Source organism: Nocardia sp. NPDC046763 (assembly GCF_040645495.1).
GTDB lineage: Bacteria > Actinomycetota > Actinomycetes > Mycobacteriales > Mycobacteriaceae > Nocardia.
This window is the reverse complement of record NZ_JBEYYI010000006.1, coordinates 339,272-363,205: the sequence shown is the minus strand read 5'-3', so window position 1 is coordinate 363,205 and position 23,934 is coordinate 339,272. Positions and strand designations below refer to the sequence as shown.

The 23,934-nt window shown below is 68.5% G+C and carries 24 protein-coding genes and 3 pseudogenes; 16 read left to right on the top strand and 11 right to left on the bottom strand.

Features of this window, described 5'->3' with window-relative positions:
* The first annotated feature begins 40 nt into the window (after window positions 1-40).
* The 5 genes from ABZ909_RS13280 (at window position 41) to ABZ909_RS13260 (ending at window position 4,148) form a co-directional block, all read left to right on the top strand.
* Window positions 41-1,192 carry an ROK family protein gene (locus ABZ909_RS13280; protein WP_356998427.1) on the top strand — a complete coding sequence of 384 codons (1,152 nt, stop codon included), beginning with the start codon at window positions 41-43 and terminating at the stop codon, window positions 1,190-1,192.
* Between the two features lie 76 nt (window positions 1,193-1,268).
* Window positions 1,269-1,982: a PIG-L deacetylase family protein gene (locus tag ABZ909_RS13275; RefSeq protein ID WP_356998425.1), complete on the top strand. Its 714-nt coding sequence runs from the start codon at window positions 1,269-1,271 to the stop codon at window positions 1,980-1,982.
* Window positions 1,983-2,302: 320 nt separating this feature from the next.
* Window positions 2,303-3,466, top strand: coding sequence for a nucleotide disphospho-sugar-binding domain-containing protein (locus tag ABZ909_RS13270; protein ID WP_356998423.1), 1,164 nt, complete (start codon window positions 2,303-2,305; stop codon window positions 3,464-3,466).
* 318 nt (window positions 3,467-3,784) lie between these two features.
* Window positions 3,785-3,976, top strand: a complete 192-nt coding sequence (locus tag ABZ909_RS13265; protein ID WP_040859434.1) for a DUF3046 domain-containing protein — start codon at window positions 3,785-3,787, stop codon at window positions 3,974-3,976.
* A gap of 10 nt (window positions 3,977-3,986) precedes the next feature.
* Complete coding sequence (locus tag ABZ909_RS13260; RefSeq protein ID WP_356998421.1) at window positions 3,987-4,148, top strand: hypothetical protein; 162 nt, start codon at window positions 3,987-3,989, stop codon at window positions 4,146-4,148.
* 16 nt (window positions 4,149-4,164) lie between these two features.
* Here the strand turns inward: ABZ909_RS13260 and ABZ909_RS13255 are convergent, their stop codons facing one another.
* Entirely contained in the window at window positions 4,165-4,686 is a 522-nt protein-coding gene (locus ABZ909_RS13255; protein WP_356998420.1) for a CGNR zinc finger domain-containing protein, read from the bottom strand.
* A 154-nt stretch (window positions 4,687-4,840) separates the two neighbouring features.
* On the opposite strand from ABZ909_RS13255, the gene ABZ909_RS13250 reads away from it, so the two are divergent.
* The 3 genes from ABZ909_RS13250 to ABZ909_RS13240 all read left to right on the top strand — a co-directional run bounded on the left by ABZ909_RS13250 (window position 4,841) and on the right by ABZ909_RS13240 (window position 7,087).
* Window positions 4,841-5,293, top strand: a complete 453-nt coding sequence (locus ABZ909_RS13250) for a VOC family protein (protein ID WP_356998418.1) — start codon at window positions 4,841-4,843, stop codon at window positions 5,291-5,293.
* 301 nt (window positions 5,294-5,594) lie between these two features.
* The gene (locus ABZ909_RS13245) at window positions 5,595-6,476 is read left to right on the top strand and encodes a pyridoxamine 5'-phosphate oxidase family protein (protein WP_356998553.1); all 882 of its coding nucleotides are present in this window, start codon (window positions 5,595-5,597) and stop codon (window positions 6,474-6,476) included.
* Window positions 6,477-6,634: 158 nt separating this feature from the next.
* Entirely contained in the window at window positions 6,635-7,087 is a 453-nt protein-coding gene (locus tag ABZ909_RS13240) for a nuclear transport factor 2 family protein (protein WP_356998416.1), read from the top strand.
* Between the two features lie 78 nt (window positions 7,088-7,165).
* On the opposite strand, the gene ABZ909_RS13235 is transcribed toward ABZ909_RS13240, so the two are convergent.
* Window positions 7,166-8,578 carry an MFS transporter gene (locus ABZ909_RS13235; RefSeq protein ID WP_356998414.1) on the bottom strand — a complete coding sequence of 471 codons (1,413 nt, stop codon included), beginning with the start codon at window positions 8,576-8,578 and terminating at the stop codon, window positions 7,166-7,168.
* A 94-nt stretch (window positions 8,579-8,672) separates the two neighbouring features.
* Between ABZ909_RS13235 and ABZ909_RS13230 the strand changes: the two genes are divergently transcribed.
* From ABZ909_RS13230 to ABZ909_RS13210, 5 genes and pseudogenes are all read left to right on the top strand, one after another.
* A complete protein-coding gene (locus ABZ909_RS13230; RefSeq protein ID WP_356998412.1) occupies window positions 8,673-9,695 on the top strand; it encodes an Lrp/AsnC family transcriptional regulator in 1,023 nt (340 codons plus the stop codon).
* 183 nt (window positions 9,696-9,878) lie between these two features.
* Window positions 9,879-10,913: a recombinase RecA gene (recA, locus tag ABZ909_RS13225; RefSeq protein WP_354839607.1), complete on the top strand. Its 1,035-nt coding sequence runs from the start codon at window positions 9,879-9,881 to the stop codon at window positions 10,911-10,913.
* A 1,017-nt stretch (window positions 10,914-11,930) separates the two neighbouring features.
* Window positions 11,931-12,404: pseudogene (locus ABZ909_RS13220) on the top strand (regulatory protein RecX); the annotation flags it as partial.
* Between the two features lie 171 nt (window positions 12,405-12,575).
* A pseudogene (locus tag ABZ909_RS13215) lies at window positions 12,576-12,659 on the top strand (recombination regulator RecX); the annotation flags it as partial.
* A gap of 66 nt (window positions 12,660-12,725) precedes the next feature.
* Window positions 12,726-12,905 (top strand): annotated as a pseudogene (locus ABZ909_RS13210) (recombination regulator RecX); the annotation flags it as partial.
* Between the two features lie 30 nt (window positions 12,906-12,935).
* Here the strand turns inward: ABZ909_RS13210 and ABZ909_RS13205 are convergent.
* The 8 genes from ABZ909_RS13205 to ABZ909_RS13170 all read right to left on the bottom strand — a co-directional run bounded on the left by ABZ909_RS13205 (window position 12,936) and on the right by ABZ909_RS13170 (window position 18,536).
* A complete protein-coding gene (locus ABZ909_RS13205; RefSeq protein WP_356998410.1) occupies window positions 12,936-13,457 on the bottom strand; it encodes a hypothetical protein in 522 nt (173 codons plus the stop codon).
* A gap of 112 nt (window positions 13,458-13,569) precedes the next feature.
* Window positions 13,570-14,103 (bottom strand): DoxX family protein, encoded by a 534-nt coding sequence (locus tag ABZ909_RS13200; protein WP_356998408.1) that lies wholly within the window; start codon window positions 14,101-14,103, stop codon window positions 13,570-13,572.
* A 157-nt stretch (window positions 14,104-14,260) separates the two neighbouring features.
* On the bottom strand, window positions 14,261-14,761 hold the full coding sequence (locus tag ABZ909_RS13195) for an HAD domain-containing protein (RefSeq protein ID WP_356998407.1): 501 nt from the start codon (window positions 14,759-14,761) through the stop codon (window positions 14,261-14,263).
* Window positions 14,762-14,843: 82 nt separating this feature from the next.
* The gene (locus ABZ909_RS13190; protein WP_356998405.1) at window positions 14,844-15,119 is read right to left on the bottom strand and encodes a hypothetical protein; all 276 of its coding nucleotides are present in this window, start codon (window positions 15,117-15,119) and stop codon (window positions 14,844-14,846) included.
* 109 nt (window positions 15,120-15,228) lie between these two features.
* The gene (locus tag ABZ909_RS13185; protein ID WP_356998403.1) at window positions 15,229-16,158 is read right to left on the bottom strand and encodes an amino acid ABC transporter permease; all 930 of its coding nucleotides are present in this window, start codon (window positions 16,156-16,158) and stop codon (window positions 15,229-15,231) included.
* Window positions 16,155-16,826, bottom strand: a complete 672-nt coding sequence (locus ABZ909_RS13180) for an amino acid ABC transporter permease (protein ID WP_356998552.1) — start codon at window positions 16,824-16,826, stop codon at window positions 16,155-16,157. Before ABZ909_RS13180 ends, ABZ909_RS13185 begins: the two co-directional genes overlap by 4 nt.
* A 95-nt stretch (window positions 16,827-16,921) precedes the next feature.
* Entirely contained in the window at window positions 16,922-17,755 is an 834-nt protein-coding gene (locus tag ABZ909_RS13175) for a glutamate ABC transporter substrate-binding protein (protein ID WP_356998401.1), read from the bottom strand.
* A 52-nt stretch (window positions 17,756-17,807) separates the two neighbouring features.
* The gene (locus tag ABZ909_RS13170; RefSeq protein ID WP_356998551.1) at window positions 17,808-18,536 is read right to left on the bottom strand and encodes an amino acid ABC transporter ATP-binding protein; all 729 of its coding nucleotides are present in this window, start codon (window positions 18,534-18,536) and stop codon (window positions 17,808-17,810) included.
* Window positions 18,537-18,826: 290 nt separating this feature from the next.
* Between ABZ909_RS13170 and miaB the strand changes: the two genes are divergently transcribed.
* A complete protein-coding gene (gene miaB, locus ABZ909_RS13165; RefSeq protein ID WP_356998399.1) occupies window positions 18,827-20,353 on the top strand; it encodes a tRNA (N6-isopentenyl adenosine(37)-C2)-methylthiotransferase MiaB in 1,527 nt (508 codons plus the stop codon).
* A 315-nt stretch (window positions 20,354-20,668) separates the two neighbouring features.
* Window positions 20,669-21,250 carry a hypothetical protein gene (locus tag ABZ909_RS13160; RefSeq protein ID WP_356998549.1) on the top strand — a complete coding sequence of 194 codons (582 nt, stop codon included), beginning with the start codon at window positions 20,669-20,671 and terminating at the stop codon, window positions 21,248-21,250.
* Between the two features lie 70 nt (window positions 21,251-21,320).
* Here ABZ909_RS13160 and ABZ909_RS13155 read toward each other — a convergent pair whose 3' ends face one another.
* Window positions 21,321-22,727 carry an MFS transporter gene (locus ABZ909_RS13155; protein WP_356998397.1) on the bottom strand — a complete coding sequence of 469 codons (1,407 nt, stop codon included), beginning with the start codon at window positions 22,725-22,727 and terminating at the stop codon, window positions 21,321-21,323.
* A gap of 95 nt (window positions 22,728-22,822) precedes the next feature.
* Here ABZ909_RS13155 and ABZ909_RS13150 point away from each other — a divergent pair, with 95 nt between their 5' ends.
* Window positions 22,823-23,836 (top strand): helix-turn-helix domain-containing protein, encoded by a 1,014-nt coding sequence (locus ABZ909_RS13150; protein WP_356998395.1) that lies wholly within the window; start codon window positions 22,823-22,825, stop codon window positions 23,834-23,836.
* The last annotated feature ends 98 nt before the right edge of the window (window positions 23,837-23,934 follow it).

Below are 23,934 nucleotides of genomic sequence, written 5' to 3'. Positions count from 1 at the left end.
ATTACAGGTTGGTGAGCCGCGCAATGGTATTACCGAGTCCATGACCGTCGCCCGACCGGACGAGGTGCGCCGATTCAACCGGTCGAGCCTCCTGCGGCTGCTACACATCGGAGGCCCCGCCACCCGGGCGGCGCTGGCGGTCGAGCTCGGGCTCAATCGGTCCACCATCAAAATGCTCGTCGACGGGCTCGCCGAGGACGGGGTGGTGGAGGAGAAGGTGCCGCGGCTGGCGCGCGGCGCCGGGCGGCCCTCGCTGCTGGTGCTGCCGCAACCACAGGCGGCGGTGGTGCTGGCGGTGGATGTGCAGGTCGAGCATGTGGGGATCGCGCTGGTCGGCTTCGGCGGGCAGGTCATGGGGCGCAACAGCTGGAATCTGCGTGGGCGGCAACGGGAACCGGACGAGGTGATCACCCACGTCGCGGAATCGGCGGCCATGCTCGCGGAGGATCTGGGCATGCGGCCGGTGGCGGCGGGCGTCTGTGTTCCCGGCGTGGTGCGGCGGGCGGACGGCCTGGTGCACCACGCCGCCAACCTGCGCTGGGGTGAGGTGGCGCTGGGGCAGCGGCTGCACGCGGTGCTGGACGTGCCCGTCACCGTCGGCAACGACGGTGAATTCGGCGCGCTCGCAGAGCATGTCAGGGGTGTCGGGCGTGCGGCCGCCGATGCGGTCTTCGTTTCGGCCGATGTCGGGGTCGGCGGCGGGCTCATCGCTCAGCGTGCGCTGTTGCGAGGATCCGCGGGGTATCTCGGCGAGATCGGTCATATGACGGTGCGGCCCGGCGGACGAAAGTGCTACTGCGGCAACGAAGGCTGCTGGGAGACCGAGGTGGGTGAGGCGGCGCTGTGCCGCGCCCTCGGCATGCCCGAGCACGGTCCGCGCGGGGCGATCGTCGCCGAACTCCGTGAGCTGCAGGGTGATTGGGAAGCCCGGCTCGACGGCTATCTCGAATGGATGACCCTGGGCCTGGTCAACGTGGTCAATATCCTGGGGCCCGAACTCGTGGTGCTCGGCGACCTCTTCACCGCGCTCCCGGAACCGGCCATCGACCGGGTTCGCGACCAGGTCCACCGACGCAGCATGGTGAGCCGTGCCTTCGGCGGGGTTCGCATCGAAAAGTCACGTCTGGGCCCGGATCTGAAGCTGCTCGGGGCGGCGGAAGCGGCCTTCGAGGACGTGCTCGCCATGCTGTGACACCCCGCGTGGCGGTGGGGTGCGAAGTTCGCGTCGGCCATGTGTGGGCGGTCGCGGCTGGTGTTCAATGCAGGATATGGAGCAGCTTCCCGAGGACTGGCAGCGCGGGATCGTCATCGCCGCGCATCCCGATGACATCGAGTACGGTGCGGCCGCCGCGGTCGCGCGCTGGACCAGGCAGGGCAAGGACATTCGCTACGTGTTGGTCAGCAGTGGCGAGGCGGGGATCGCGGGGCTGCCGCCGGCCGAGTGCGGGCCGCTGCGGGAGGACGAGGAGCGGGCCTCGGCCAAGATCGTCGGTGTCAGCGAGGTGGAATTCCTCGGGCACCCGGACGGGCGGATCGAGGAATCCCTGGCGCTGCGACGGGATCTGGCCGCCGCCATCCGCCGCCACCGCCCGGACATGGTGGTGCTGTTCAACTTCGGCGACACCTGGGCGCGCGGCTACGCCAACTCCGCCGACCACCGCGCCGTCGGCCGCGCCGCCCTGGACGCCGTGTCCGACGCGGGCAACGAATGGATCCATCCCGAACTCGCCGAGCTGCCCGCCTGGTCGCCGCGCTGGGCCGCCGTGTACGGCGTTCCGGACGGCAGCCACGGGCTGGACGTCACCGACACCTTCGGGACCGCCGTCGAATCCCTCACCGCCCACCGCCGCTACCTCGAGGCCCTCGGCGCCGAGCCGGCCGAAACCCAGGCCCGCGCCGTCCTGGAAATGACCGCCGGCCCGAAGGAAGGCGTCCCCGGCGCCCACGCCCTGACCTTCGAGCTTTATCACTTCGCAAGCTGAGCAGGTTCGCGTTCGATGCCAACGTGACAACTGATTTCGTAAGCCTCCGGGTAACTCCGGGGGTACCCCCGAAATAGGTGATGATTCGGACCGCCGGCACGCGTGCCTGACGTTGACGGCTCTCAGCCGTGCGCTGGAGTGGCGGGGAGGCGGGGGAGCCCGCCGGCACGCGTGCCTGACGTTGACGGCTCTCAGCCGTGCGCTGGAGTGGCGGGGAGGCGGGGGAGCCCGGCCGGCCACGCGTGCCTTACGTTGACGGCTCTCAGCCGTGCGCTGGAGTCGCGGGGAGGAGAGGGAGCGGGGTGTGGCACCCTGGGGCCGTGCGAGTAGCGGTGGTGGCCGGGCCTGATCCGGGGCATGCCTTTCCGGCGATTGCGTTGTGTCAGCGGTTGCTGGCGGCCGGCGATGAGCCGGTGCTGTTCACCAGCCCGCGGTGGTTCGACGCGGCCCGTGAGGCCGGGATCGGGGTGCGGCGGCTCAAGGGCCTCGCACCCCGGGCCGAGGACGACGACAGTGACGCGGGCGCCAAAGTTCATCAACGGGCCGCGCATATTTCGACCGAGATCCTGCCCGACCTGAGCGCCATGCTGCCGGAACTGGTGGTGTCGGACGTGCTCACCGTCGGGGGCGGGATGGCGGCGGAGCGGCTGCGGCTGCCCTGGGTGGAACTGTCGCCGCACCCGCTGTACCTGCCGTCGAAGGGCTTGCCGCCCATCGGGAGTGGGCTCGCCGCGGGGGAAGGCATGCGCGGGCGCGCCCGGGATTCGGTGCTGCGCGGGCTGACGTCGCGGGCCATCCGGCGTGGGGAACTGCAACGTGAGCAGGCCCGCGCGAGTATCGGCCTGCCACCGGAGGACCCGGGCCCGACCGCCCGCCTGGTCGCCACCCTGCCCGCCCTCGAGGTGCCGCGCCCCGACTGGCCGGACAATGCGCACCTGGTCGGCCCGCTGCTCTGGGAGCCGACCGACCACATCCTGGATCTACCGCCCGGTGACGAACCCTTGATCATGGTCGCCCCGTCGACCGCCCAGACCGGCACCGCGGGCCTGGCCGACATCGCCCTCGAGGCCCTCGAAGGCGCGGGCGTCCGGGTCGCCGTCTCCATGCTCGACACCCCGCCCGCCGACCTCCCGCCCTGGGCCACAGCCGGTTTGGGCCGCCAGGACGAGATCCTGCGTCACGCCTCGGTCGTGATCGGCGGCGGCGGCCACGGCCTGCTCGCCAAATCTCTGCTGGCCGGCGTCCCCATCGTCACCGTCCCCGGCGGCGGCGACCAGTGGGAACTCGCCAATCGCGCTGCCCGCCAGGGCAGTTCCATCCTGGTCCGCCCCGTCACCCCCGAAGCCATCCGGGACGCCGTCAAACGCATCCTCGACGACGCCTCCTACACCGACGCCGCCTACTCCGCCGCCACCGGCATCACCGTGGTCACCGACCCGGTCGAAATCTGCCACGCCGCCGTCGAATCCCCACCTGCCGCCTGACTTTCGGTCGCGACGCCGGTTGGAAGTTCCGACGTCCCCTGCGGCCTGGTCTGTCGGACCTGCTCTGGATAACGCGGCGGTCGAACCCATACCCGCCGTCATGACTTTCGGTGATGACGCGGAACGGTCGTGCCGACTGCTGTGGCCCACTCGATCGCCACGGAGGCGCCCGGCACAGTCGAGATCTGGCTGGTCGCCGCGACAGTTGTTTCGGGTGTTCGTCCTTTCAGCCGGCCATCGCGAGGCGGTCGTCGGAGGCGGTGGCCGGCCACTGCTGGGTTTGGCTCGGGCGCGGGGCGGTGGCGTAGGCTCGCGGCCGTGCGGTTGACGGAGTTCCAGGAGCTGTTGCATACCGAGTTCGGGACGGCGCGGGGAGACGTGCTGCTGACCGATCATGTACTGCCGTCGATGGGGCGGACGGGCGCCCAGGCCATCGAGGCGGGGGTGGATCCCCGCGACGTATGGCGGGCGCTGTGCGCGGAATTCGACGTGCCGAAGTCGCGATGGTGATCAGATCCGCGTGAGGCTGCGGCTGCCCCCGCGCGTGGCGGAGTTGGCCGCACGGGATCTCGCCGACGATTTCAGCGACGGCGAGGTGGAGACCTGCTTCGCCGCCTACGGCCTGCCCGATCCCGATCCGGCGCGGCTGGCCTACTACCGTCTGCTCGACGAATTGTTCTGAGCCGCAGCGGGTTCGCCTACTCCGCCTGCGTCTTCCTCGCGTAGTGCCGGGTGGCCTTGGCGCGGTTGCCGCACGCCGCCATGGAATGCCAGCGGCGGGTGCCGTTCTTCGAGGTGTCCAGGAAGTACAGGATGCACTGCGGGTGCGCGCACTGCTTGATGCGGTCCGGGGTGCTCGCCAGCAGGTGGAGCAGGTTGTCGGCGGCGAGCCAGCCGGGCAGCCAGGCCGGCTCGGCGACCTCGGGGAGCGCGGCCGGGCCGTCCGGGGTGAGGGAACGGCGGATGCGGCCGTGCGCCAGGACGGTATTGAGGTCTGCGGCGGTCTCGCCGCGGACCGCGCGCAGGATCGCCTCCCGGGTCGTCACGAGCGCGTGCAGCGTCGGCTCGTCGGCGGGCAGGTCGAGGTCGTTGTCGGCCAGCCACTCCCGCAGCCCGGACACGTCGGTGAGCAGGTCCTGGGGTCCGCTCGCCGCGATCCAGCGGGTGTTGAGCAGGTCCAGGGCGAGCGGTTCACCGAGGTGGGGGCGTGGTTCTGGCACGCCTGAGGGTAACCGCCGTAGTGCGCGCATCGGCCCGACGACTCCTTTCTAACCGGCAAAACCAACTATAGGGGTTGACGGCAAGCGTGCACCGCCGCTAGCTTCTAACCTGTAAAAGGAACTACGATGGTTAAATCTTCCGAAGGGGGTCTCCATGACCGCACCTGTTCTCGTCACCGGGCACATCGGCCTCAATGTCACCGACCTCGATCGCTCGGTGGACTTCTACCGCAGCGCGCTCGGCTTCGAACAGCTCGGCGCCGGCGGCGAGGGCGCCCAGCGCTTCGCCTTCCTCGGCCGCGACGGCAAACTCCAGGTCACCCTCTGGCAGCAGAGTGACGGCGAGTTCTCCGCCGAAACTCCCGGCCTGCACCACCTCTCGTTCCAGGTCGACACCATCGACCAGGTCCGCGAGGTGGAATCCGCCCTGAAGGCCCGGAATGTCACCTTCGCCCACGACGGCGTGGTCGCCCACGGTGAGGGCGCCTCCTCCGGCGGCATCTTCTTCACCGACCCCGACGGCATCCGACTCGAGATCTACGCCCCCTCCGGCGCCGACCACGCCCCCGCCCCCGCCGGCACCGCCCCCACCTGCGGCTTCTTCTGATCCGGAATACCGCCACCAGCACCAGAATTCACCCGAGAAGACCGGTCACCTCCGCAGGCGGCCGATGGGAGCTCACATGAACGCCATCTCGACACGCGATGCGCACCACGACGGGAAGGCATGGGCCACAAATGAGCCCGGTGCGCCGTCGGGCGAACCCGGATCGACCACCGACGCGGTGACCGCCAGTGGTGCGATGACCGCAAGTGGTGCCGCGACTGCTGGTGGCGCAGAGACCGGCGGCGGTGCGGTGACCACCGGTACTACCGCGGCGAAGGGTGGTGCCGTGGCGGCGAGCGGGATCGGCTATCACCCTGGGGAATTGGCCGTGCAGCGACGCATGGGGCAAGAGGATATTGCGCAACGGGTCGGGCGGATGATTCGCGCCGATATTCCGGCCGCGGCAGCGGAATTCCTGGCGGAGCAGCCGATGATCGTGGTGGCTGCCGCCGATGACGGTGGGCGGATGTGGGCGGGTCAGCTGGTTGGGTCGCCCGGGTTCGTGCATGCGTCCGGTGAGCGGGCCATCGAGGTCGAGGCGCGGCCGGTGGCCGGTGACCCGCTCGCTGAATCACTGCACACCGCACGGCATATCGGCATGATCGCGTTGCAGCCGCAATTGCGGCGGCGGATGCGCGTCAATGGTGTGATCGCACCCACCGCGACCGGGCTGCACATCGATACCGAGCAGGTGTATTCGAACTGCCCGAAGTACATCTCCCGCCGTGGCATCGAGGAGTGGGCGGCGAGCGGGACTCCGACGGTGCGCCGGGCCAGCGCGCTGGACGAGTCTCAGCGGCAGCTCATCGCCCGCGCCGACGCGTTCTTCGTCGCATCCGCCGATGTCGACGGCAACGCCGACGCCTCTCATCGCGGCGGCAATCCCGGCTTCCTGCAGGTTTTTTCCCCGACCCGCCTGCGCTGGCCCGACTACCGTGGCAACTCCATGTTCATGACCCTCGGCAATATCGCCGCCGACCCGCGTTGCGGCCTCCTGATTCCCGACTGGCGCACCGGCGCCACCCTGCAACTCACCGGTACCGCCGAGATCACCTGGGAGGAAGCCGCTTTCACCGCCGGTGCCCAATGCGCCATCGACTTCACCCTCACCGAAGTCGTCGAAATCACGGACGCCACACCCTTGCGCTGGGGTGAACCCGAGCTGTCCCCGACCAACCCTTAGCCAATACCGGGCGCATCCGCCCTCCACGTGCTGCCTGGCAACTTCGTCCTCGGTGATCGACTCCGCCCACATCCGGCGGCATTACACCCGTCCATCCCCCTGCCGTGTCCCGGCAAGGTGCCCAGCCCACTCCACACCCGAATCGAAAGGTCTCCTTCATGCGTCCTCCGCTACCTCCGTTCGACCTGGAATCCGCCAAGCTCAAAGTCCGCGCGGCCGAAAATGCCTGGAACACGCGCGATCCCGAGACGGTCGCCCAGGCCTACACCGAGGATTCCGTCTGGCGTAACCGCGACGAATTCCTCACCGGCAGCGCCGAAATCGTCGACTTCCTGAAGCGCAAGTGGGCCAAGGAGAACGGCTACGCCCTGCGCAAGGACCTGTGGTCCTTCACCGAGAACCGCATCGCCGTCCGCTTCCAATACGAATGGCACGACGACGAGGGCCAGTGGCACCGTAGCTACGGCAACGAGCTCTGGGAATTCGCCCCCGACGGCCGCATGTCCCGCCGCGAGGCCAGCATCAACGACGTCCCCATCGCCGAGTCCGACCGCCGTATCTTCGGCCCCCGCACCCCCGAAGAGGACGCCCTGGGCTTCCCCCTCCGGTGACAACAAGATCAGGGAGCTCTCACTGCGGGGAATTCGGGCGAATTCCACCGCGAGAGCTCCCTGATCTCGATTTCCCGGTCAGGCGACCGTCGCGGGCTCGGGCGGGACGAGGACGGGGTTCTCGGGGATTGGGTGGGATGCGCGGGTGTAGAGGGCGAAAACCACTGCGGCTGCGATGATTCCGAAGACGCCCGCCGTGAGCGTCGCCGAGTTCAGGCCGTCCACGAAGCCGTGAGTCATCGGGTGCGCATCGCTCGCGTTGCGGAAGACGGTGCCCAGCACCGCGACTCCCAGCGCCAGGCCCAGCTGCCGCGCGGTGTTGATCGCACCGGCGGCGGTGCCGCTCTGGCGTGGCGGGACCGCGGCCATGCCTACCGCCATCAGCGGCGGAGCCATCACACCCACGCCGACACCGATCACCAGGAAGCCGGGAATGGCGGCGGTCCAGGATGATCCGGAGCCGATGAGGGTCAGCAGGGAGCTGCCCGCGCCGATCGCCAGCAGGCCGCCGCCGATCGTCCACCTCGGCGCCACCTCGTGCAGGAACCGGCCGAAGATACCCGAGGTCAGGAAGGCGCACACCGACATCGGCAGCATCGACAGCCCGGCCCGCAGCGGGGTCAGGTGCAGGTACTGCTGTAGCCACAGCGACACCAGCGGGCTGGACGCGAAGGCCGCGAAGCTCATGCCGACCGCGGCGATCAGCGTCGCGGTGAAGCCCGCGCTGCGCAGCATGGGCAGCGGCAACATCGGTGCCGCACTGCGGGATTCGAGCAGGACGAACACGATCAGCGCGACCGCGCCGCCGATCAGCGCCACCGCCGCCCCGCGATCATCCCAGCCGTGCTCGCCGCCCCGGATGATGCCGTAGGTGACGGTTGTCGCCGCGACGGTGAAGCTCAGCATCCCGCCGACGTCGATGCGTCGGTCCGCGTGCCGCGGCGACGGCCCGAACACCAAGGCGGACAACATGATCGCGACCACGGCGATCGGCAGGTTGACGAAGAAGATCCACCGCCACGACAGCAGATCGGTCAGCACGCCGCCCAGCACCACGCCGATACCGGCCGCCGCACCCGACACCGCGCCCCACGCGCTGAAGGCGATGCCGCGATCGCGTCCGGTGTACGTGGCGTGCAGCAGCGACAGTGTGGTGGCCAGCATGGCCGCGCCGCCGATGCCCTGCGCCGCGCGCGCCACCACCAGCACGCCCGCCGACCCGGCGACGCCGCAGGCCAGGCTGGCCGCCGCGAACAGGGCCAGGCCGATCAGATAGGTGGGCTTCGCGCCGAATCGGTCGGCGAGCGAACCGAGCATGAGCAGCAGTGCGGCCAGCGCCAGCGCGTAGCCGTCGACGACCCATTGCAGCCCGGACAGCCCGGTGCCCAGGTCGGCGGCGATGTCCGGCAGCGCCACATTCACGATGGTGACGTCGATGAGCAGCATCAGTGAGCCCAGGCACGCGGCGAAGAGGGGCAACCACTTCCGCATGAGAACCTCCAGAGAACGAACGATTTCGTCTCCAAGCATGGGGTAGCCGCTCGTATCCACCTAGCTGTCGAGGTTCATGCGGTATATTCCTCCTATGTTCGAGGAAGACTGGGATGATTCCTCCGTCCTGGATGTGCTCGACAAACAGATCGTGCACGGCCTGGTCACCGATGCGCGCATCCCGTTCGCGCGGCTGGGGGCGATCCTCGGCGTCTCCGAGCAGACGGTGGCGCGGCGGTATCGGTCACTGCGCACCCGCGGAATCATCCATGTCGCGGGGCAGGTGAACACCGTGCCGCTCGGTCAACCCCGCTGGATCATGCGCATCACCTCCACACCCGCCAAGGCGGTGGCCCTGGCCGAATCCCTGGCCCGGGTGCGGGAATTGAGCTGGGTGGCCTTGCTGACCACCGGTTTCGAAGTCATGTGCGTGGGGCGGACACGGTCGATGCAGCGGCGGGACGAATTGCTGCTGCGCATGATCCCGGGGGCCACCCCGGTGCTCGGCATGACGGTGTACGAGGTCATGCGGCAGTTCCCCTTCGTCGAGGAGTGGCCGCGCTACAGCCGCCTGCTGACGCCCGCGCACTTGGCCGAACTCGGGCCGCGGCCGCCCATGTGGGATCCGCTGGGGCCGGAGACGCCGGTCACGCTGTCGCGGGAGGACGAGGCGATGCTGGCCATCCTGGCCAAAGACGGCCGCGCGCCGTACGCGCAACTGGCCGCCGCGACCGGGTGGAGCGCGACCCGGGTGGCGCGGCGGATGAACGAGCTGATCGAGTCCGGCGTGCTCTACTTCGATCTCGATTTCGCCTTGGAACTCATGGGTTACACCTCACGGGCGCTGTTGTGGCTGCGGGTGCATCCGGCGCATCTGGAGGAGGTGGGGCAGGCGATCGCGAGGCATCCGGAGGTGGCGTACCTGGCCGCGATCACCGGCACGGCGAATCTGACGGTGTCGGTGGTGTGCCGGGACAATGCGCATCTCTACCGGTATGTCACCGAACGGCTGGGTGCGCTGCCGGGGATCAATGATGTGGAGGTGACGCCCGCGCTGCGGGTCTTCAAGCAGTCGCAGAGCCTCATCGACGCCAAGAAGATCGCGATCGCGCCCTGAGCCGCGCCGGGTCGCAGTGCGCTTGCCGACCGTTTGCCATCGGGTCTTTCGCGTGTCGCCCAGCGCGTCACTTGCATCGAACACCTGTTCGTCTAAGCTCGTCGTCGGAACTTGTCGGTGCCGCCCTCTAACGTGGGCGCCAACCACAGCATGAGACACACCCGTTGAGAAGGGGATCAGACGATGGCACCACAGGCTTTCGATCGTGACAAGGCGCTCGAGCTCGCGCTCGCGCAGGTGGAGAAGAGCTTCGGCAAAGGCGCGGTCATGCGTCTGGGCGAGGAGGCGCGTCAGCCCATTTCGGTGATTCCGACCGGCTCCATCGCGCTGGATGTGGCGCTGGGCCTGGGCGGCCTGCCGCGCGGCCGCATCGTCGAGATCTACGGTCCGGAATCCTCGGGTAAGACCACCGTCGCCCTGCACGCGGTCGCCAATGCGCAGGCCGCCGGCGGTGTCGCCGCCTTCATCGACGCCGAGCACGCGCTGGATCCCGACTACGCCCGCAAGCTGGGTGTCGACACCGACGCGCTGCTGGTCTCCCAGCCGGACACCGGTGAGCAGGCCCTCGAAATCGCCGACATGCTGGTGCGTTCCGGCGCCATCGACATCATCGTCATCGACTCCGTCGCCGCCCTGGTGCCGCGCGCCGAGATCGAGGGCGAGATGGGCGACAGCCACGTCGGTCTGCAGGCCCGCCTGATGAGCCAGGCGCTGCGCAAGATGACCAGCGCGCTCAACAACTCCGGCACCACCGCCATCTTCATCAACCAGCTGCGCGAGAAGATCGGCGTCATGTTCGGCTCCCCCGAGACCACCACCGGTGGTAAGGCGCTGAAGTTCTACGCCTCGGTCCGCCTGGACGTTCGCCGTATCGAGACCCTCAAGGACGGTTCGGACGCGGTCGGTAACCGCACCCGCGTGAAGGTCGTCAAGAACAAGGTGAGCCCGCCGTTCAAGCAGGCCGAGTTCGACATCCTCTACGGCATCGGCATCTCCAAGGAGGGCTCGATCATCGACATGGGTGTCGATCAGGGCTTCATCCGCAAGTCCGGCTCCTGGTACACCTACGAGGGCGACCAGCTCGGCCAGGGCAAGGAGAACGCCCGCAAGTTCCTCCTCGAGAACACCGATGTCCGCGACGAGATCGAGAAGAAGATCAAGGAGAAGCTCGGCATCGGCGCGGACGTCACCGCCGAAGAGGCCCCCGCCGACTTCTGATCCATGACTCCTCGGGAACCCGAAGGGCCCCGGCCTGATTCGCCGGGGCCCGCTCGCCTGGAAGCGGTGGAACGCCTCCGCCGCCAACTGGAGTCCTCCGCCGCCCGAGCCGCCGGCCGCGCGTCCCGCCCCGCCGCTCCCAGGCCCCGAACCCCCGAGCCCGGTCACGATCTCTTCGACTCCGCCGACCCCTACACCACCGGCGTCGGCACCTGGAACTACGGCCCGTCCACCTCCGTCGCGTCCTATCACCCTGTCCCCGAAGACAATTCACCGGACATCAATCGCTCCACCTGGCGCACCACCGACGACGCGACCACCACACCCGAGCCGCCACCGTCGCACCGACCGAAGCTCTCCGAGCTGTCGCGACCACAATCCTCCGATGCGAGCCGAGACCCCGGGCCGCCGGACCATCAATCCGGCAACCGCTCCGCTCAGGCCGCGTCCGCCATCGGCCCCGCGCCTGCCGACGACTCCACGCCGCATGCCGCCCAGCTGGGCCGGTGCGCCCGGGCCGGAGATGATCCAACGGACGGAGAGAACCCACCCGCGCCGAGCGCGACTCGGGACGGTGAATCGAGCACTACCCGCGCCGAATCCGCCGATCTGGAACCAGTCGGTGCTGGTCGATCGCGGGAGGACAAGCTGCGTGCGGCTCGAGCGGTGCTTGCCGCGGCCACCGCCGCCGCCACCGACTCCGGACAATCCGGTCGAACTCGACGTGAGCGAGCCGACGGCGGAGCCGCCCGCCGGTCACGGCAGCGGCATGGCGATACCGAGCCCCTCACCGGGACGGATACCGGCAGCGACGAGGATCGGTCCGGCAATGGGGCGGCCGTAGCGGACTACGCGGAGGATGGGGAGGAGGCATTCCCGCAGCGCCGTTCGACGAGTCGCGTTGACGCGCAATCGGATCGGGGGCGCGATCGGAGGGGAGGGCGCGGGGCGGAGCCGTCAGGGCGGGGAAGGCGCGGGCGGTCGCGGCCGGATTCGGGTGAGGGGCACGGGGAATCGATCGGATCTGCGGGTGGGGGTACCGAGGCGCAGGCGAAAGAGGTGTGTCTGCGGCTGCTGGCCGATCGTGCGCGAAGTCGCTCCGAACTCGCGGATCGGTTGGCCGACAGAGGTTTCAGCGTGCCGGTGGCCAAGCGTGCACTGGACCGGCTTACCGAGGTCGGACTGATCGATGATGCCGCCTTCGCTCAGCAGTGGGTGCGTTCCCGGCACCTGTACGCCGGGAAAGGGAAGAAGGTGCTGGCGGAGGAGTTGCGCCGCAAGGGAATCGCGCCGGAGCAGGCCGAACCAGCTCTGGAATCGGTGACCACCGAGGACGAGGACGCGCGCGCCGCGGAGATGGTCCGCCGCAAGCTGAAGACCTTGTCCCCGGAGGTCGATCGCGACAAAGCCATCGCACGCTTGGTCGCCATGTTGGCCCGGCGTGGCTACAGCCCCGCCACCGCCTTCGGCGTAGTGACCGCCGAACTTGCCACAATGACAATGCAACGCGGCGAAGCGGACGCCCCCGGCACCGTGCCGCCGCTCCGTTCGAAGCCCGCCGCAGCACGCCCCGAATCCGCTTCCGACGACGCGGATTCCGCCGCCGACCTGGTCCGGGCCAAACTGCGCACCCTGTCCCCGAGCCTCGACCGCGACACGGCCACTCGCCGCCTGGTCGGCATGCTGGCCCGCCGCGGCTACCAACCGGGCACCGCCTACCAGGTGGTGTCGGCCGAATTGGCCGCCACCGCGACGCCCCGGGCGGCCGAGCAGCCCGGCGACCAGGCCGAGCCATCGGATCCCGCCTCGCACGACGACGAGCACACCCGCGCCACCGACCTGGTCCGCGCCAAACTCCGCACTATGCCCCGGGATCTGGACCGCGAGAAAGCAATTCGCCGCCTGGTCGGCATGCTCGCCCGGCGCGGCATTACTCAATCCACGGCCTACGCCGTGGTGAAGGCTGAATTGGCGGAGGCCGGACGCGGGTAGCGGTCCCGGAGCCGCTGCTGCCGGGACCGGCTACCAGCGGACCATCGGTAGTGGCCGGAGCGGATGGGCGACGGCGTAGGTGAGGGCGCGGCGGGCCAGGTAGGTGTGGAAGCCGAGGTAGGGCAGTTGTCCCACGACCGTGTCGATGTCGGCGCGGGTCAGCGGTCGGTACAGGCGGCCGCGGGTGGCGTCTATGCGATCGGCGATGCGGAAGGTCTCGACCACCCTGTTGTCATTGCGACGCAGGCGGTGATGGTCGAGCACCATGCGTCGAACCGCGTCGATGTCGGTGATGCCGAACTCGGCCGCGTGTACGTCGGCCAGATCGGCGGAGGGCTCGAGATAGTCCCACGTCTCCGCGGTCCACACGCCCAGGTCGTGGATCGCCCAGGCCAGCGCCGCCGCATCGGACACCGGCTCGCCCAGCAACAGGCTCTGGTAATTGAGGCTGCGCAGCACATGGTTTCGGTAGGCCGGAAGTTGGGTCCCGACCGCATCGCGATGCTGATCCAGTACCGCGTCCACGATCGGATGGGACGTTTCGACGATCATGCATAAACCCCCGAGTCACTGATCAACTAGGTCACGGATGCTACGCGAACGCCATGGGCTGGACCCCGGCATCGTGCTGGGCAAGCTGGCGCAGTCGATATACGTACGGCGCCTATCCCGACCACTTGATGACCAAGGTGATCACCGCGGCCACCACACCGAGGGCGAGGGCCGCGGTGCCCCATATGACGCCGCGGCGCGCCCATGGCCGGTTGTGGTCGAGGGAGAATCGGCCCGGCCCCGCGATCGCCAGCGTCAGCGCGGCAACGGCGAACAGCAGGGCGCTCTCATAGCCCATCAACCCGTGATGCCAGGTCACATTCATCGCGTTGATCATGGTGCCGATGGCGATAGCCGCCCCGAGCGGCGTGAGCAGTCCGAGGAACAGCAGCGCGCCACCGGTGAATTCACACAGCCCCGCCAGCGTGCCGAACACCCGGCCGGGGTGATACCCGAGCTTTTCGAACCCCACGGTGGTCTGGTGCCAGCCCGCGCCATTGAACCATCCGAACAGTTTCTGGCTGCCGTGTACAAACATCAACCCACCGAAGAACACCCGCAACACCAGCAGCCCCACATCGACCGCACTGGAATCGATATTCTTGCCCGGATCCCTGACGTTGTCATCGGTGACGTTGGTGGTCATGACGTCCCACTTCGTGTGATGAAGCAGGTTGATGAAACAACCTGTCCTCCCGTCCCACCGATGAATACGAGCCGGCTCCCGAACCGGTTCAATCGCCCGGAAGAGCGAGTCCCGAGACCAATTGCCGTCGCCCGTACTCACGCCGTCACATGTGTGGTCACTGTGACCTGAAACCACCATCGGCCCACTCGGTGAATACGGTGAAGTCCTTGCGCCGCAGCCCTGTCCGAGGGTCCACGCGGTACAGGAGAGCCGAACTGCCGTGCTGTGCCGACACCCACTCCCGGTCATGGTCGCGAATCTCGTCGTCGACCCAGATGAAAGGCCGTCCCGCCGCCCACTCGACCACGGTCCGGGTCTTCCAGTGCAATCCGAACCATTCGTCGACCTGCTCATCCGCGCGTTCCGGCCATTCCACCACCGCCAGGTCCGGCAATCCCAGCAGCGGACCGACAATCCGGTTGGCGTCGTGCGTCCACGACGTCGCCCACACCAATTCGCAGGGGAGCGCGGACAGCAGCGGCCCGAGTGCCGGATCGAGTCGTGTCACCAGCGGGTTGGCCGCGTTCCGCTCGGCCGGTGCGTCATTCCCGGGCGGTCCGCCGAACGGCAGTAATGGTCCGTCGATATCGAGAAAGAGGATTGGGTAATGCGGCACGACTACAGATATGAGGGGTTCCACGGGTCGAAAAGAACTGGCTTCGATTGTGTCACGGTTGAGGATGCCGTACGCACAGCGTTCAGTGCAGGACGCCACCCGGGCGGCGGGTGGAGAGTGCCCGGCGGGTGTGGCGGTGGTTGGTGTGGCGGAGGGCACGGGGGGTGGCCATGCGGGGTGCGGATGGGTGGGGCGGTTTGTCGTGGCGGGCGGCGAGGAGGCGGCCTGCGGCATCGTAAACGGCCAGTGCTCCGATGACGGCGGCGAAGGCCGTGAGGCCGGCGAGGAGGGGGGTGACGATGGTGGTCAGGAACAGCCCGAAGACGAATTCTCTTCGAGCGCTGTCGTCTTCGTTCATGGAGACCAGTATGCGAGCTGGATGGAGTAATTGTCCCCGGGTCGGCTGACCATTCCCGGAATGCCCTGTCCCGGTTCGGGAGTCACGGCTCCCGAACCGGGGTCAGCGGTCAGCTCCCCGACCGCGTGTCGCCGATCACGCCGGGTACGGACTGGTCCGCCAAGACGACATCCATGCCCGGGGGAGGGGTGACGGCGCCTGCCGTGAGCGCGGCCCGGGAGCCGCGCTTGCGGGTGCGCAGCCACTTCTCCACGCGGGTGGCGATCACGGTCAGCGCGTAGTTGATGACGATCATGATGATGGCCACCACGATCAGCGACGGGATCGGATTCTTTTCCGCCGCACCGAGCTGCGTGCCTCTGCGCACGATTTCCAGATAGGTGATCTGGTAGGCCAGCGCGGAGTCCTTCAGCGCCACCACCATCTGCGAAATGAGCGCCGGCAGCATGGCGGTGACGGCCTGCGGCAGCAGAATGGTCACCATCACCTGGGTTTTGCGCATGCCCAGGGCGACGGCGGCCTCGGTCTGTCCCCGGGGCAGCGCACGGATGCCCGAGCGCACGATCTCGGCGATGACCGATCCGTTGTAGATGGTCAGCGCCGCCACCGCGGCCGCGAGCGCCAGCTGGTCGGAGGGGAAGACGTTCTGCTGGGCGAACAGGGTGAACAGGAACAGCATCAGGATCAGCACGGGAATGGCCCGCGAGATCTCCACCACCACACCGGCGAACCAGCGCACTGCGCGATGGTCCGACAGTCGCAGAATGCCGAACACCATTCCGAGAACCAGCGCGAGCACGATAGACAGCGCCGCCGCCTCGAGGGTGCCGCGCAGACCCGGCAGAAGGTAGGTACGCCAGGTATCGCTCTCGGTGAAGGGCTTCCACTTGTCGGCGGTGAACTGCCCCTTGTCGGCCAGTCCGTGATACACGAACCAGACCGCTGCCACCGCAGCCGCGATGAAGACGACCGAGTAGATCCGGTAGCGCAGCCGCGCGCGGGGTCCCGGCGCGTCGTAGAGCACGGACGCCGCAGTCATCGCGCCACCTCGAATCGCTTGGCCAGCCAGCCGAAGAACAGACCGGTCGGCAATGTCAGGATGACGAACCCGAGCGCGAAGATGGCGCCGACACTGAGCGGCGCCGCCTCGTTCTCGTTCATCTCCGACATGAGCAGCGCGGCCTCACCGACGCCGATGGCCGAGGCGATGGTCGTGTTCTTGGTCAAGGCGATGAATACACTGCCCAGCGGTGCGATGACCGCCCGGAACGCCTGCGGCAGTACCACGATCCGCAGATTCTGCCCGAAGGTGAGCCCCAGCGAACGTCCCGCCTCCGACTGCCCGAACGGCACCGTGTTGATGCCCGCGCGCAGCGACTCGCACACGAAAGCTGCCGTGTAGATACTCAACCCGACGATCGCGAAGCGAAAGCTGTTCTCCGCGATGCTGTTCGGTCCTTCGGCGGCCAGCCGCCACCCGAGGGTCTGGTACAGGCCCAGTGAGCAGAACACGATGATCAGCGTGAGCGGCGTATTGCGAATGATGTTGACGTACAGCGCGCCGATCCAGCGTGCGATCGGGGTCGGCGACACCCGCATGGCCGCCACGACGGTGCCGAGAATCAGCGCGACGAACGCCGAATACAGCGTCAGTTTGATCGTCACCCAGAACGCGTCGAGCAGTTTGGTGTGATAGTTGGAGATCATGTCGAACACGACTGCCCCATTCCTCCGATCGGAAGACGAAGCGCGGCAGGTGATTTCGCGAATCAAAGCGTGAAATCACCCGGCGCGCCCGCGAATCAGTACCGGTCGACCTTGGGCGGTTCCGGGATCTGGAAGCCGGTGCTGCCGAATTCCTTCTCCAGTGCCGCCTTCCACGCGCCGGAGGTGATCATGGTGTCGATGGCATCGTTGATCTTGCCGCGCGATTCGGTGTCGCCCTTCTTCACGCCGATGCCGTAGTTCTCGACGGAGAAGGTCTTGCCGACCACCTTCAGCGCACCCGGCGACTGCGCCGCGTAACCGCGCAGGATGATGTCGTCGGTGGTGACCGCGTCCACCGCGCCCGACTTCAGCGCCTCCACGCACAGCGAGTAGGTGTCGTACTCCTGCAGCTGAACTTCCTTGGCGTACTTGTCCTTCACGTTCTGCGCCGGGGTGGAGCCCTTGACCGAGCACAGCTTCTTGTTGCCGGTCAGCGATTCCGGCCCGGTGACGTCGGTGTTGTCCGACCGCACCAGCAGCGACTGCCCGGTCACGAAGTACGGGCCCGCGAAGTCGACCTTCTGCTTGCGGGCGTCGGTGATGGAGTAGGTAGCGACGATGAAGTCGACCTGCCCGTTCTGGATCAGCGTCTCGCGCTGCGCCGACGGCGATTCCTTGAAGGTGATGTTCTCCGGCTTCACGCCCATCTTGTCGGCCACGTACTTGGCGACGTCGACGTCGAAACCGCTGTAGCTGCCGTCCTTGTTGAGCAGTCCCAGGCCCGGCTGGTCGAACTTGATGCCGATGGTGAGCTTGCCGTCGGCCGCGTGCTGGCTGGCGGTCTTGTTGCTGCCGCCGCCGCATGCGGTGACGGCGAGCGCCAGGGCAGCCACTCCGGCGGCGATCCGGATTGCGTGGTTGATCCTCATCGAACGTCCTGTTCTCTTGTGGAGTGCGGGAGAGTTCCCTAGTGGAGTGGAGTCAGTGGGAGAGGATCTTGCCCAGGAAGTCCCTGGCGCGATCCGATTTCGGTGCGGTGAAGAAGGATTCGGGCTCGGTGTCCTCGACGATCTGCCCGTCGGCCATGAACAGCACCCGATTGCCCGCGCGCCGCGCGAAGCCCATTTCGTGGGTCACGACGAGCATGGTCATGCCCTCCTTCGCCAGCCCGACCATGACCTCGAGCACCTCGGACACCATCTCCGGGTCGAGCGCGGAGGTCGGCTCGTCGAACAACATCACCTTGGGGTCCATGGCCAGCGCCCGCGCGATGGCCACGCGCTGCTGCTGACCGCCCGACAGCTGCGCCGGATACTTGCCGGCCTGATCGGCGATGCCCACCCGGTCGAGCAGTTCCAGTGCCCGGGTGCGCGCCCTGGTCTTGTCGACACGCCGCACCTTCACCGGCGCCAGCATCACGTTCTCGAGAATCGTCTTGTGCGCGAACAGGTTGAACTGCTGGAACACCATCCCCACATCGGCGCGCAGCTTCGCGAGGGCCTTGCCCTCGTCGGGCAGTTTCACGCCGTCGACGGCGATCTCACCGGCGTCGATGGTCTCGAGCCGGTTGATGGTTCGGCACAGGGTCGACTTGCCGGAGCCGGAGGGCCCCACCACGATCACGACCTGCCCTTTGGGCACTTCGAGATTGATGTCACGCAACACGTGCAGCGAGCCGAAGTGCTTGTCCACATTCCGCATCGAGATCATCGGCGCGGGAGTGCTGATGGAATCGGCCACGTCGGTCATGACCAGTGACCCTAATCATGTCGTGGCCGAAATGCTTGTCTTTGCCCGGGCGGCCCGAACTACGCCGGGACTCGACACCCCCGCGTAACCAGCGATTGATGCTGCTGAGACCACCATCGCCCGGTCGGACGATGATTCGCCGACAATTCCACGACCATCCGCCGGGCCGTTACCGTTCCGCACGCAAGACCCGGGTCACCCAGCACGGACGGCGTTTATGGCCTGCGCCGGGCACCTATTACCCTGGTTGGGTGAATTCCCCGGCCCGGACCTACGAGGTCCGCACCTATGGCTGCCAGATGAACGTGCACGACTCCGAGCGGCTCTCGGGTCTGCTCGAGGACGCCGGCTACGTCAAGGCCGTGGCCGGCGATACCGCTGACCTGGTCGTCTTCAATACCTGCGCGGTGCGCGAGAACGCCGACAACAAGCTGTACGGCACCCTCGGTCACCTCGCGCCCATCAAGGCCGACCGCCCCGGTATGCAGATCGCCGTCGGCGGCTGCCTGGCACAGAAGGACCGCGACACCGTGGTCAAGAAGGCGCCCTGGGTGGATGTGGTGTTCGGCACCCACAACATCGGCTCGCTGCCGGTGCTGCTGGAGCGGGCCCGCCACAACGAGCAGGCCCAGGTCGAGATCATCGAATCGTTGGAGGCGTTCCCGTCGACGCTGCCCGCCAAGCGCGAGTCCGCGTACGCGGGCTGGGTGTCGATCTCGGTGGGCTGCAACAACACCTGCACGTTCTGCATCGTCCCGGCGTTGCGCGGCAAGGAGGTCGACCGGCGTCCGGGCGACGTGCTCGCCGAGGTGCAGGCGCTGGTCGAGCAGGGCGTGCTCGAGGTGACGCTGTTGGGTCAGAACGTCAACTCCTACGGCGTCTCCTTCGCCGATCCGGAGGAGCCCCGCGACCGCGGCGCCTTCGCGAAACTGCTGCGCGCCACCGGGAATATCGAGGGCCTCGAGCGGGTGCGCTTCACCTCCCCGCACCCGGCCGAGTTCACCGACGACGTCATCGAGGCCATGGCCGAGACGCCGAATGTCTGCCCGCAGCTGCACATGCCGCTGCAGTCCGGTTCGGACCGCGTGCTCAAGGCCATGCGCCGCTCGTACCGCAGCGCCAAGTTCCTCGGCATCATCGAGAAGGTGCGCGCGGCCATGCCGCACGCCGCCATCACCACCGACATCATCGTCGGCTTCCCGGGCGAGACCGAGGAGGACTTCCAGGCCACCCTGGATGTGGTGCGGCAGGCGCGTTTCACCAGCGCCTTCACTTTCCAGTACTCCATCCGGCCCGGCACGCCCGCGGCGACCATGCCCGATCAGCTGCCCAAGGAGGTCGTGCAGGAACGCTACGACCGGCTCATCGCGCTGCAGGAGCAGATTTCGCTGGAGGGCAATCAGGCGCTGATCGGCTCGACCGTCGAGCTGCTGGTCGCCGAGGGCGCGGGCAAGAAGAACGACAAGACCGCGCGGATGTCCGGTCGCGCGCGCGACGGCCGGCTCGTGCACTTCCGCCCGCCCGTGGATCCGGCTCCCGGCACCGAGATTCGGCCCGGCGATGTGATCACCGTCGATGTCACCGGTGCGGCACCGCACTACCTGATCGCCGATGGCGAGGTGCTCACCCACCGCCGCACCCGTGCCGGAGACGCGCACGAGCGTGGCATCACCCCCAAGACCGCGCCGATCGGCGTCGGCCTGGGCCTGCCGAGTATCGGCGCGCCGGTCGTGGTCGAGACCGTGGCCGCGGGCTGCGGACCGGCCTGCGGCGAGTAGTCCGGCCCGCGGCGACCGAGCGGTCGGCGCGACCTCGCGCAGCAAATGGTGGGGTCGCTGTCAACTACACAGCGTCATAGGGCAGGATCGCTGGAGTACGTGCGAGGGATCGATCCGTCACGGGTACCCCTCGCACACCGCCTGACCACATCCCCGGCGCGGGAGCGCTAGCCGTCAGCAAGGATCTCGAGTGGTATGACCGAGCAGCAGCCCACCGGCCCGGACGAGCCTCGTGACCGGCCGGAGCATCCGGAAGACGAAGCAGCACAATCGGAACCGGCGTCGGAAGCGACGCCCGAGGCGAACGAGGAGAGCATGCAGGCCGCCGAGAACAGTCAGGACTTCGAGCAGTTCCGCGCGGACCTCGAGGCCGTCGAACGCAAGATCGCCGGCGAGATCGACCCGGGCGTGCGTGCCATGGTCGTGGCCGGTTCGGTGTTCGTGCTGCTCGCGTCGCTGGTGCTGCCGCACGCGGGCAAGACCCGCGGCTTCGACGTGCTGCTGTACGACACGGTCGCCCAGGCCGACCACATCGGCCTGCCCTCGCGGGTCTTCGTCTGGTTCGTGGTGGTGTTCGGCATCGGCTTCTCGGTACTGGCGCTGATCACCCGCCGCTGGCTGCTGGCCTGGATCGCGGTCGCGGGGTCGGCCATCGGCAGCGTGTTCGGCGTGCTGTCCATCTGGCACCGCCAGACCCCGGGCATCGGCAACTACCACGGTGCGGGCCCGGGCATCGGCCTGATCGTGGCGACCATCGCCATCGTCGTGCTGACCTTCCACTGGGTCCGGGTGGTGTGGGCGCGCACCTCGGTGCATCTGGCCGCCGAGGAACAGCGCCGCCTGGCCGAGGCCAAGGCCGAGGAACAGCAGCGCCGCCGCCTCTTCGGCGAGGACTGAACCTTCGATACAGGCCCGGTGGCAACCGAATTCGGTTGCCACCGGGCCTTTTTCGTACCAGCGGGCGAGGTCAGGCGGCGGCGCGGTCGGGGCGGTAGGCGAGTCCGGCGACCATGGCGGCCAGGCCCGCCGCCACCATGTACAGCCAGCCCGCGCGGAACTCGGTCATGGTGCGGTGGGCGGCGTCGCCGAGGATGGCGGTCAGGACGGCGACGCCGAGGGCGGAACTGGTCTGGCGGGCCATCATCAGGGTGCCGGAGCCGAGCGAGATCTGGTCGGCGGGCAGCAGGGTCGAGGCGCCGAACAGCGGCGGTTGCAGCAGCGCGGTGCTGGCCCCGGCGAGGATTGCGCCCGGGACCATCACCACCGCATAGGAATTCGAGAAGCCGCTGGCCAGCACCCACCAGGCGCAGCCCAGTGCGATGGCCGCCCCGCCCAGCGCCGCCGAGGCGCGCGCCCCGACCAGCGCGACGAAGCGGCCGGACAGCGGCGACAGCAGCAGGCAGCTGATCGGCATGGCCGCGACTCCGAGGCTGGCGCGCAGGGTCGAGTACCGCCATTCCTCGGTCATGAACAGCGTGGCCTCCAGGATCATGGCGGCGAAGGCCAGGTAGTAGCAGAAGACGCCGAGGGTGGCGGTGCGGAACAGGCGGTGCCGCAACACGATCGGGCTCACCACCGGGTCGGGGTGGCGGCGGACGTGGCGGACGAACAGGGCCGTCAGGGCGAGGGCGGCGACCAGGCAGCCCAGGGTGCCCGGCGCGGTGTAGCCCCAGTCGGTGGCCTGCACGAACACCGTGGTGAAGGCGGCGGTGGCCCCGAGTATCAGCGCCGCGCCCAGCAGGTCCAGCCGCCGGTTGGCGCGCTGCTGGATATCGGGCAGCACGCGCAGCCCGAAGGCGAAGGCCACCACCGTGAACGGCACGTTCAGCAGGAAGATCCAGCGCCAGCCGGCCTGCAGCAACAGTCCGCCGATGACCGGGCCGCTCGCGCCACCCGCCGCGGCGATCGCGGTCCAGATGCCCATGACCGTGGCGTGCTCGCGCTTCGGGAACACCGGCAGCACCAGGCCGAGCCCGGTCGGGATGAGCAGGGCCGCGGCCGCGGCCTGCAGCACGCGGGCCACGATCAGGACGGCCAGGTTGGGGGCGAGGCCGCAGGCGATGGACGCCAGCCCGAAAAGTGCTATGCCGAGCAGGAATCCGCGTTTGCGGCCCGTGTCGTCGGCGAACCGGCCGGCCGGAACCAGCAGGGCGGCCATGACGATGGTGTAAGCGTTCAACGTCCACGACACCGCGCCGGTCGACGCGTGGCCGAAGGACTGCTGCAGCGCCGGGAAGGCGACGATGACCGCGAACAGATCCAGGATGGCCAGGTACTGGGCGATCGCGGCAATCGCCAGTACCCGCCATCGGCGCGGGTCGGGAGCCGTATCCGGTTGGGGGAGTGCGGTTGTGGCGTCGGTCGTCGTGGTCATGTCTTCGACTATGCGAAGCGGCGGCACGATCCACGAGTGGCAGGAATGCCACACTGCGCTAGATTTCTGACACCCGGCGGCGTTAGATTCGAGCCATGGAATCGACCGGTCCCGGAACCCTGGCCGTCGCCGTCGCGCCCGGCATGCCGATCTTCGAGGTGGCCATTCCGTACCAGGTCTTCTACGAGCCGCCCCTCGGCGTCGACCCGGCCGCCTGGTACGACTTCCGGCTCTGCGGCCCCCGCGGCACCCAGCACGCCACGCTGCGAGATCCCTTCGTGGCCTTGACCGATCACGACTACGACGACCTGATCCGCGCCGACACCGTGATCGTCCCGTCCACCCCGAACGTCCGCGAGGACCCGCCCGCCGACCTGGTCGAGGCGGTCCGCGTCGCCTACGACCGCGGCGCCCGCATCGCGTCCCTGTGCACCGGCGCCTTCGTGCTGGCCGCCGCGGGCCTGCTCGACGGCCGCCGCATGACCACCCACTGGCGCCACATCGCCGCCCTGCGCGAGCGCCACCCCCACCTCGACATCGACCCCGGCGTCCTCTACATCGACGACGGCCGCATCCTCACCAGCGCCGGCACCATGGCCGGCATGGACCTGTGCATCCACTTGATCCGCAAGGACCTCGGCTCCCAGGCCGCCAATGCCGCCGCCCGCTACCTCGTCGTCTCACCGCACCGAGCCGGCGGCCAGGCCCAATACCTGCGGTCCCCGGTCCCCGCCCAGCCCACCGACTCCGGCCTCGCCACCACCCTCGAATGGGCCCTCACCAATCTCGAACACCCCCTGACCGTGGCGGACCTCGCCGGCCACGCCAACCTCAGCGAGCGCACGCTGGCCCGCCGCTTCCACTCCGAACTCGGCGGCACCCCGCTCCAATGGCTCCTCACCCAACGCCTGATCCGAGCCCGCGAACTCCTCGAACTCACCGACCTCCCCGTCGACGTCGTGGCCGCCCGCTGCGGCCTCGGCACCGCCGCCAACCTCCGCACCCACTTCAACCGCGAAGTAGGCCTCCCCCCGAGTGAATACCGCCGCTCCCACCGCCCCACCCGCCACGAGATCATCACCGAACCCGCCCCGGCACAACTCAACTGAGCGCGGCAATCAGCCCTGGCCGAAGAGCGGCCCCGCCACCGCGCCAACCATGGTCGGCCACAACCAGATCCGGCATCGGCTCGCCGGAGGGTGTTCAG

What these genes read in the sequence shown, in the direction of transcription:
- ABZ909_RS13170 (WP_356998551.1), bottom strand. Translation starts at nt 18,536, where the DNA reads ATGATCTCGATGCGGAATGTGGACAAGCACTTCGGCTCGCTGCACGTG.
- ABZ909_RS13185 (WP_356998403.1), bottom strand. Translation starts at nt 16,158, where the DNA reads ATGACTGCGGCGTCCGTGCTCTACGACGCGCCGGGACCCCGCGCGCGG.
- ABZ909_RS13250 (WP_356998418.1), top strand. Translation starts at nt 4,841, where the DNA reads ATGACCGCACCTGTTCTCGTCACCGGGCACATCGGCCTCAATGTCACC.
- ABZ909_RS13150 (WP_356998395.1), top strand. Translation starts at nt 22,823, where the DNA reads ATGGAATCGACCGGTCCCGGAACCCTGGCCGTCGCCGTCGCGCCCGGC.
- ABZ909_RS13200 (WP_356998408.1), bottom strand. Translation starts at nt 14,103, where the DNA reads ATGACCACCAACGTCACCGATGACAACGTCAGGGATCCGGGCAAGAAT.
- ABZ909_RS13235 (WP_356998414.1), bottom strand. Translation starts at nt 8,578, where the DNA reads ATGCGGAAGTGGTTGCCCCTCTTCGCCGCGTGCCTGGGCTCACTGATG.
- ABZ909_RS13155 (WP_356998397.1), bottom strand. Translation starts at nt 22,727, where the DNA reads ATGACCACGACGACCGACGCCACAACCGCACTCCCCCAACCGGATACG.
- ABZ909_RS13180 (WP_356998552.1), bottom strand. Translation starts at nt 16,826, where the DNA reads ATGATCTCCAACTATCACACCAAACTGCTCGACGCGTTCTGGGTGACG.
- ABZ909_RS13240 (WP_356998416.1), top strand. Translation starts at nt 6,635, where the DNA reads ATGCGTCCTCCGCTACCTCCGTTCGACCTGGAATCCGCCAAGCTCAAA.
- ABZ909_RS13190 (WP_356998405.1), bottom strand. Translation starts at nt 15,119, where the DNA reads ATGAACGAAGACGACAGCGCTCGAAGAGAATTCGTCTTCGGGCTGTTC.
- ABZ909_RS13230 (WP_356998412.1), top strand. Translation starts at nt 8,673, where the DNA reads ATGTTCGAGGAAGACTGGGATGATTCCTCCGTCCTGGATGTGCTCGAC.
- ABZ909_RS13160 (WP_356998549.1), top strand. Translation starts at nt 20,669, where the DNA reads ATGCAGGCCGCCGAGAACAGTCAGGACTTCGAGCAGTTCCGCGCGGAC.
- ABZ909_RS13175 (WP_356998401.1), bottom strand. Translation starts at nt 17,755, where the DNA reads ATGAGGATCAACCACGCAATCCGGATCGCCGCCGGAGTGGCTGCCCTG.
- recA (WP_354839607.1), top strand. Translation starts at nt 9,879, where the DNA reads ATGGCACCACAGGCTTTCGATCGTGACAAGGCGCTCGAGCTCGCGCTC.
- ABZ909_RS13280 (WP_356998427.1), top strand. Translation starts at nt 41, where the DNA reads ATGACCGTCGCCCGACCGGACGAGGTGCGCCGATTCAACCGGTCGAGC.
- ABZ909_RS13205 (WP_356998410.1), bottom strand. Translation starts at nt 13,457, where the DNA reads ATGATCGTCGAAACGTCCCATCCGATCGTGGACGCGGTACTGGATCAG.
- ABZ909_RS13275 (WP_356998425.1), top strand. Translation starts at nt 1,269, where the DNA reads ATGGAGCAGCTTCCCGAGGACTGGCAGCGCGGGATCGTCATCGCCGCG.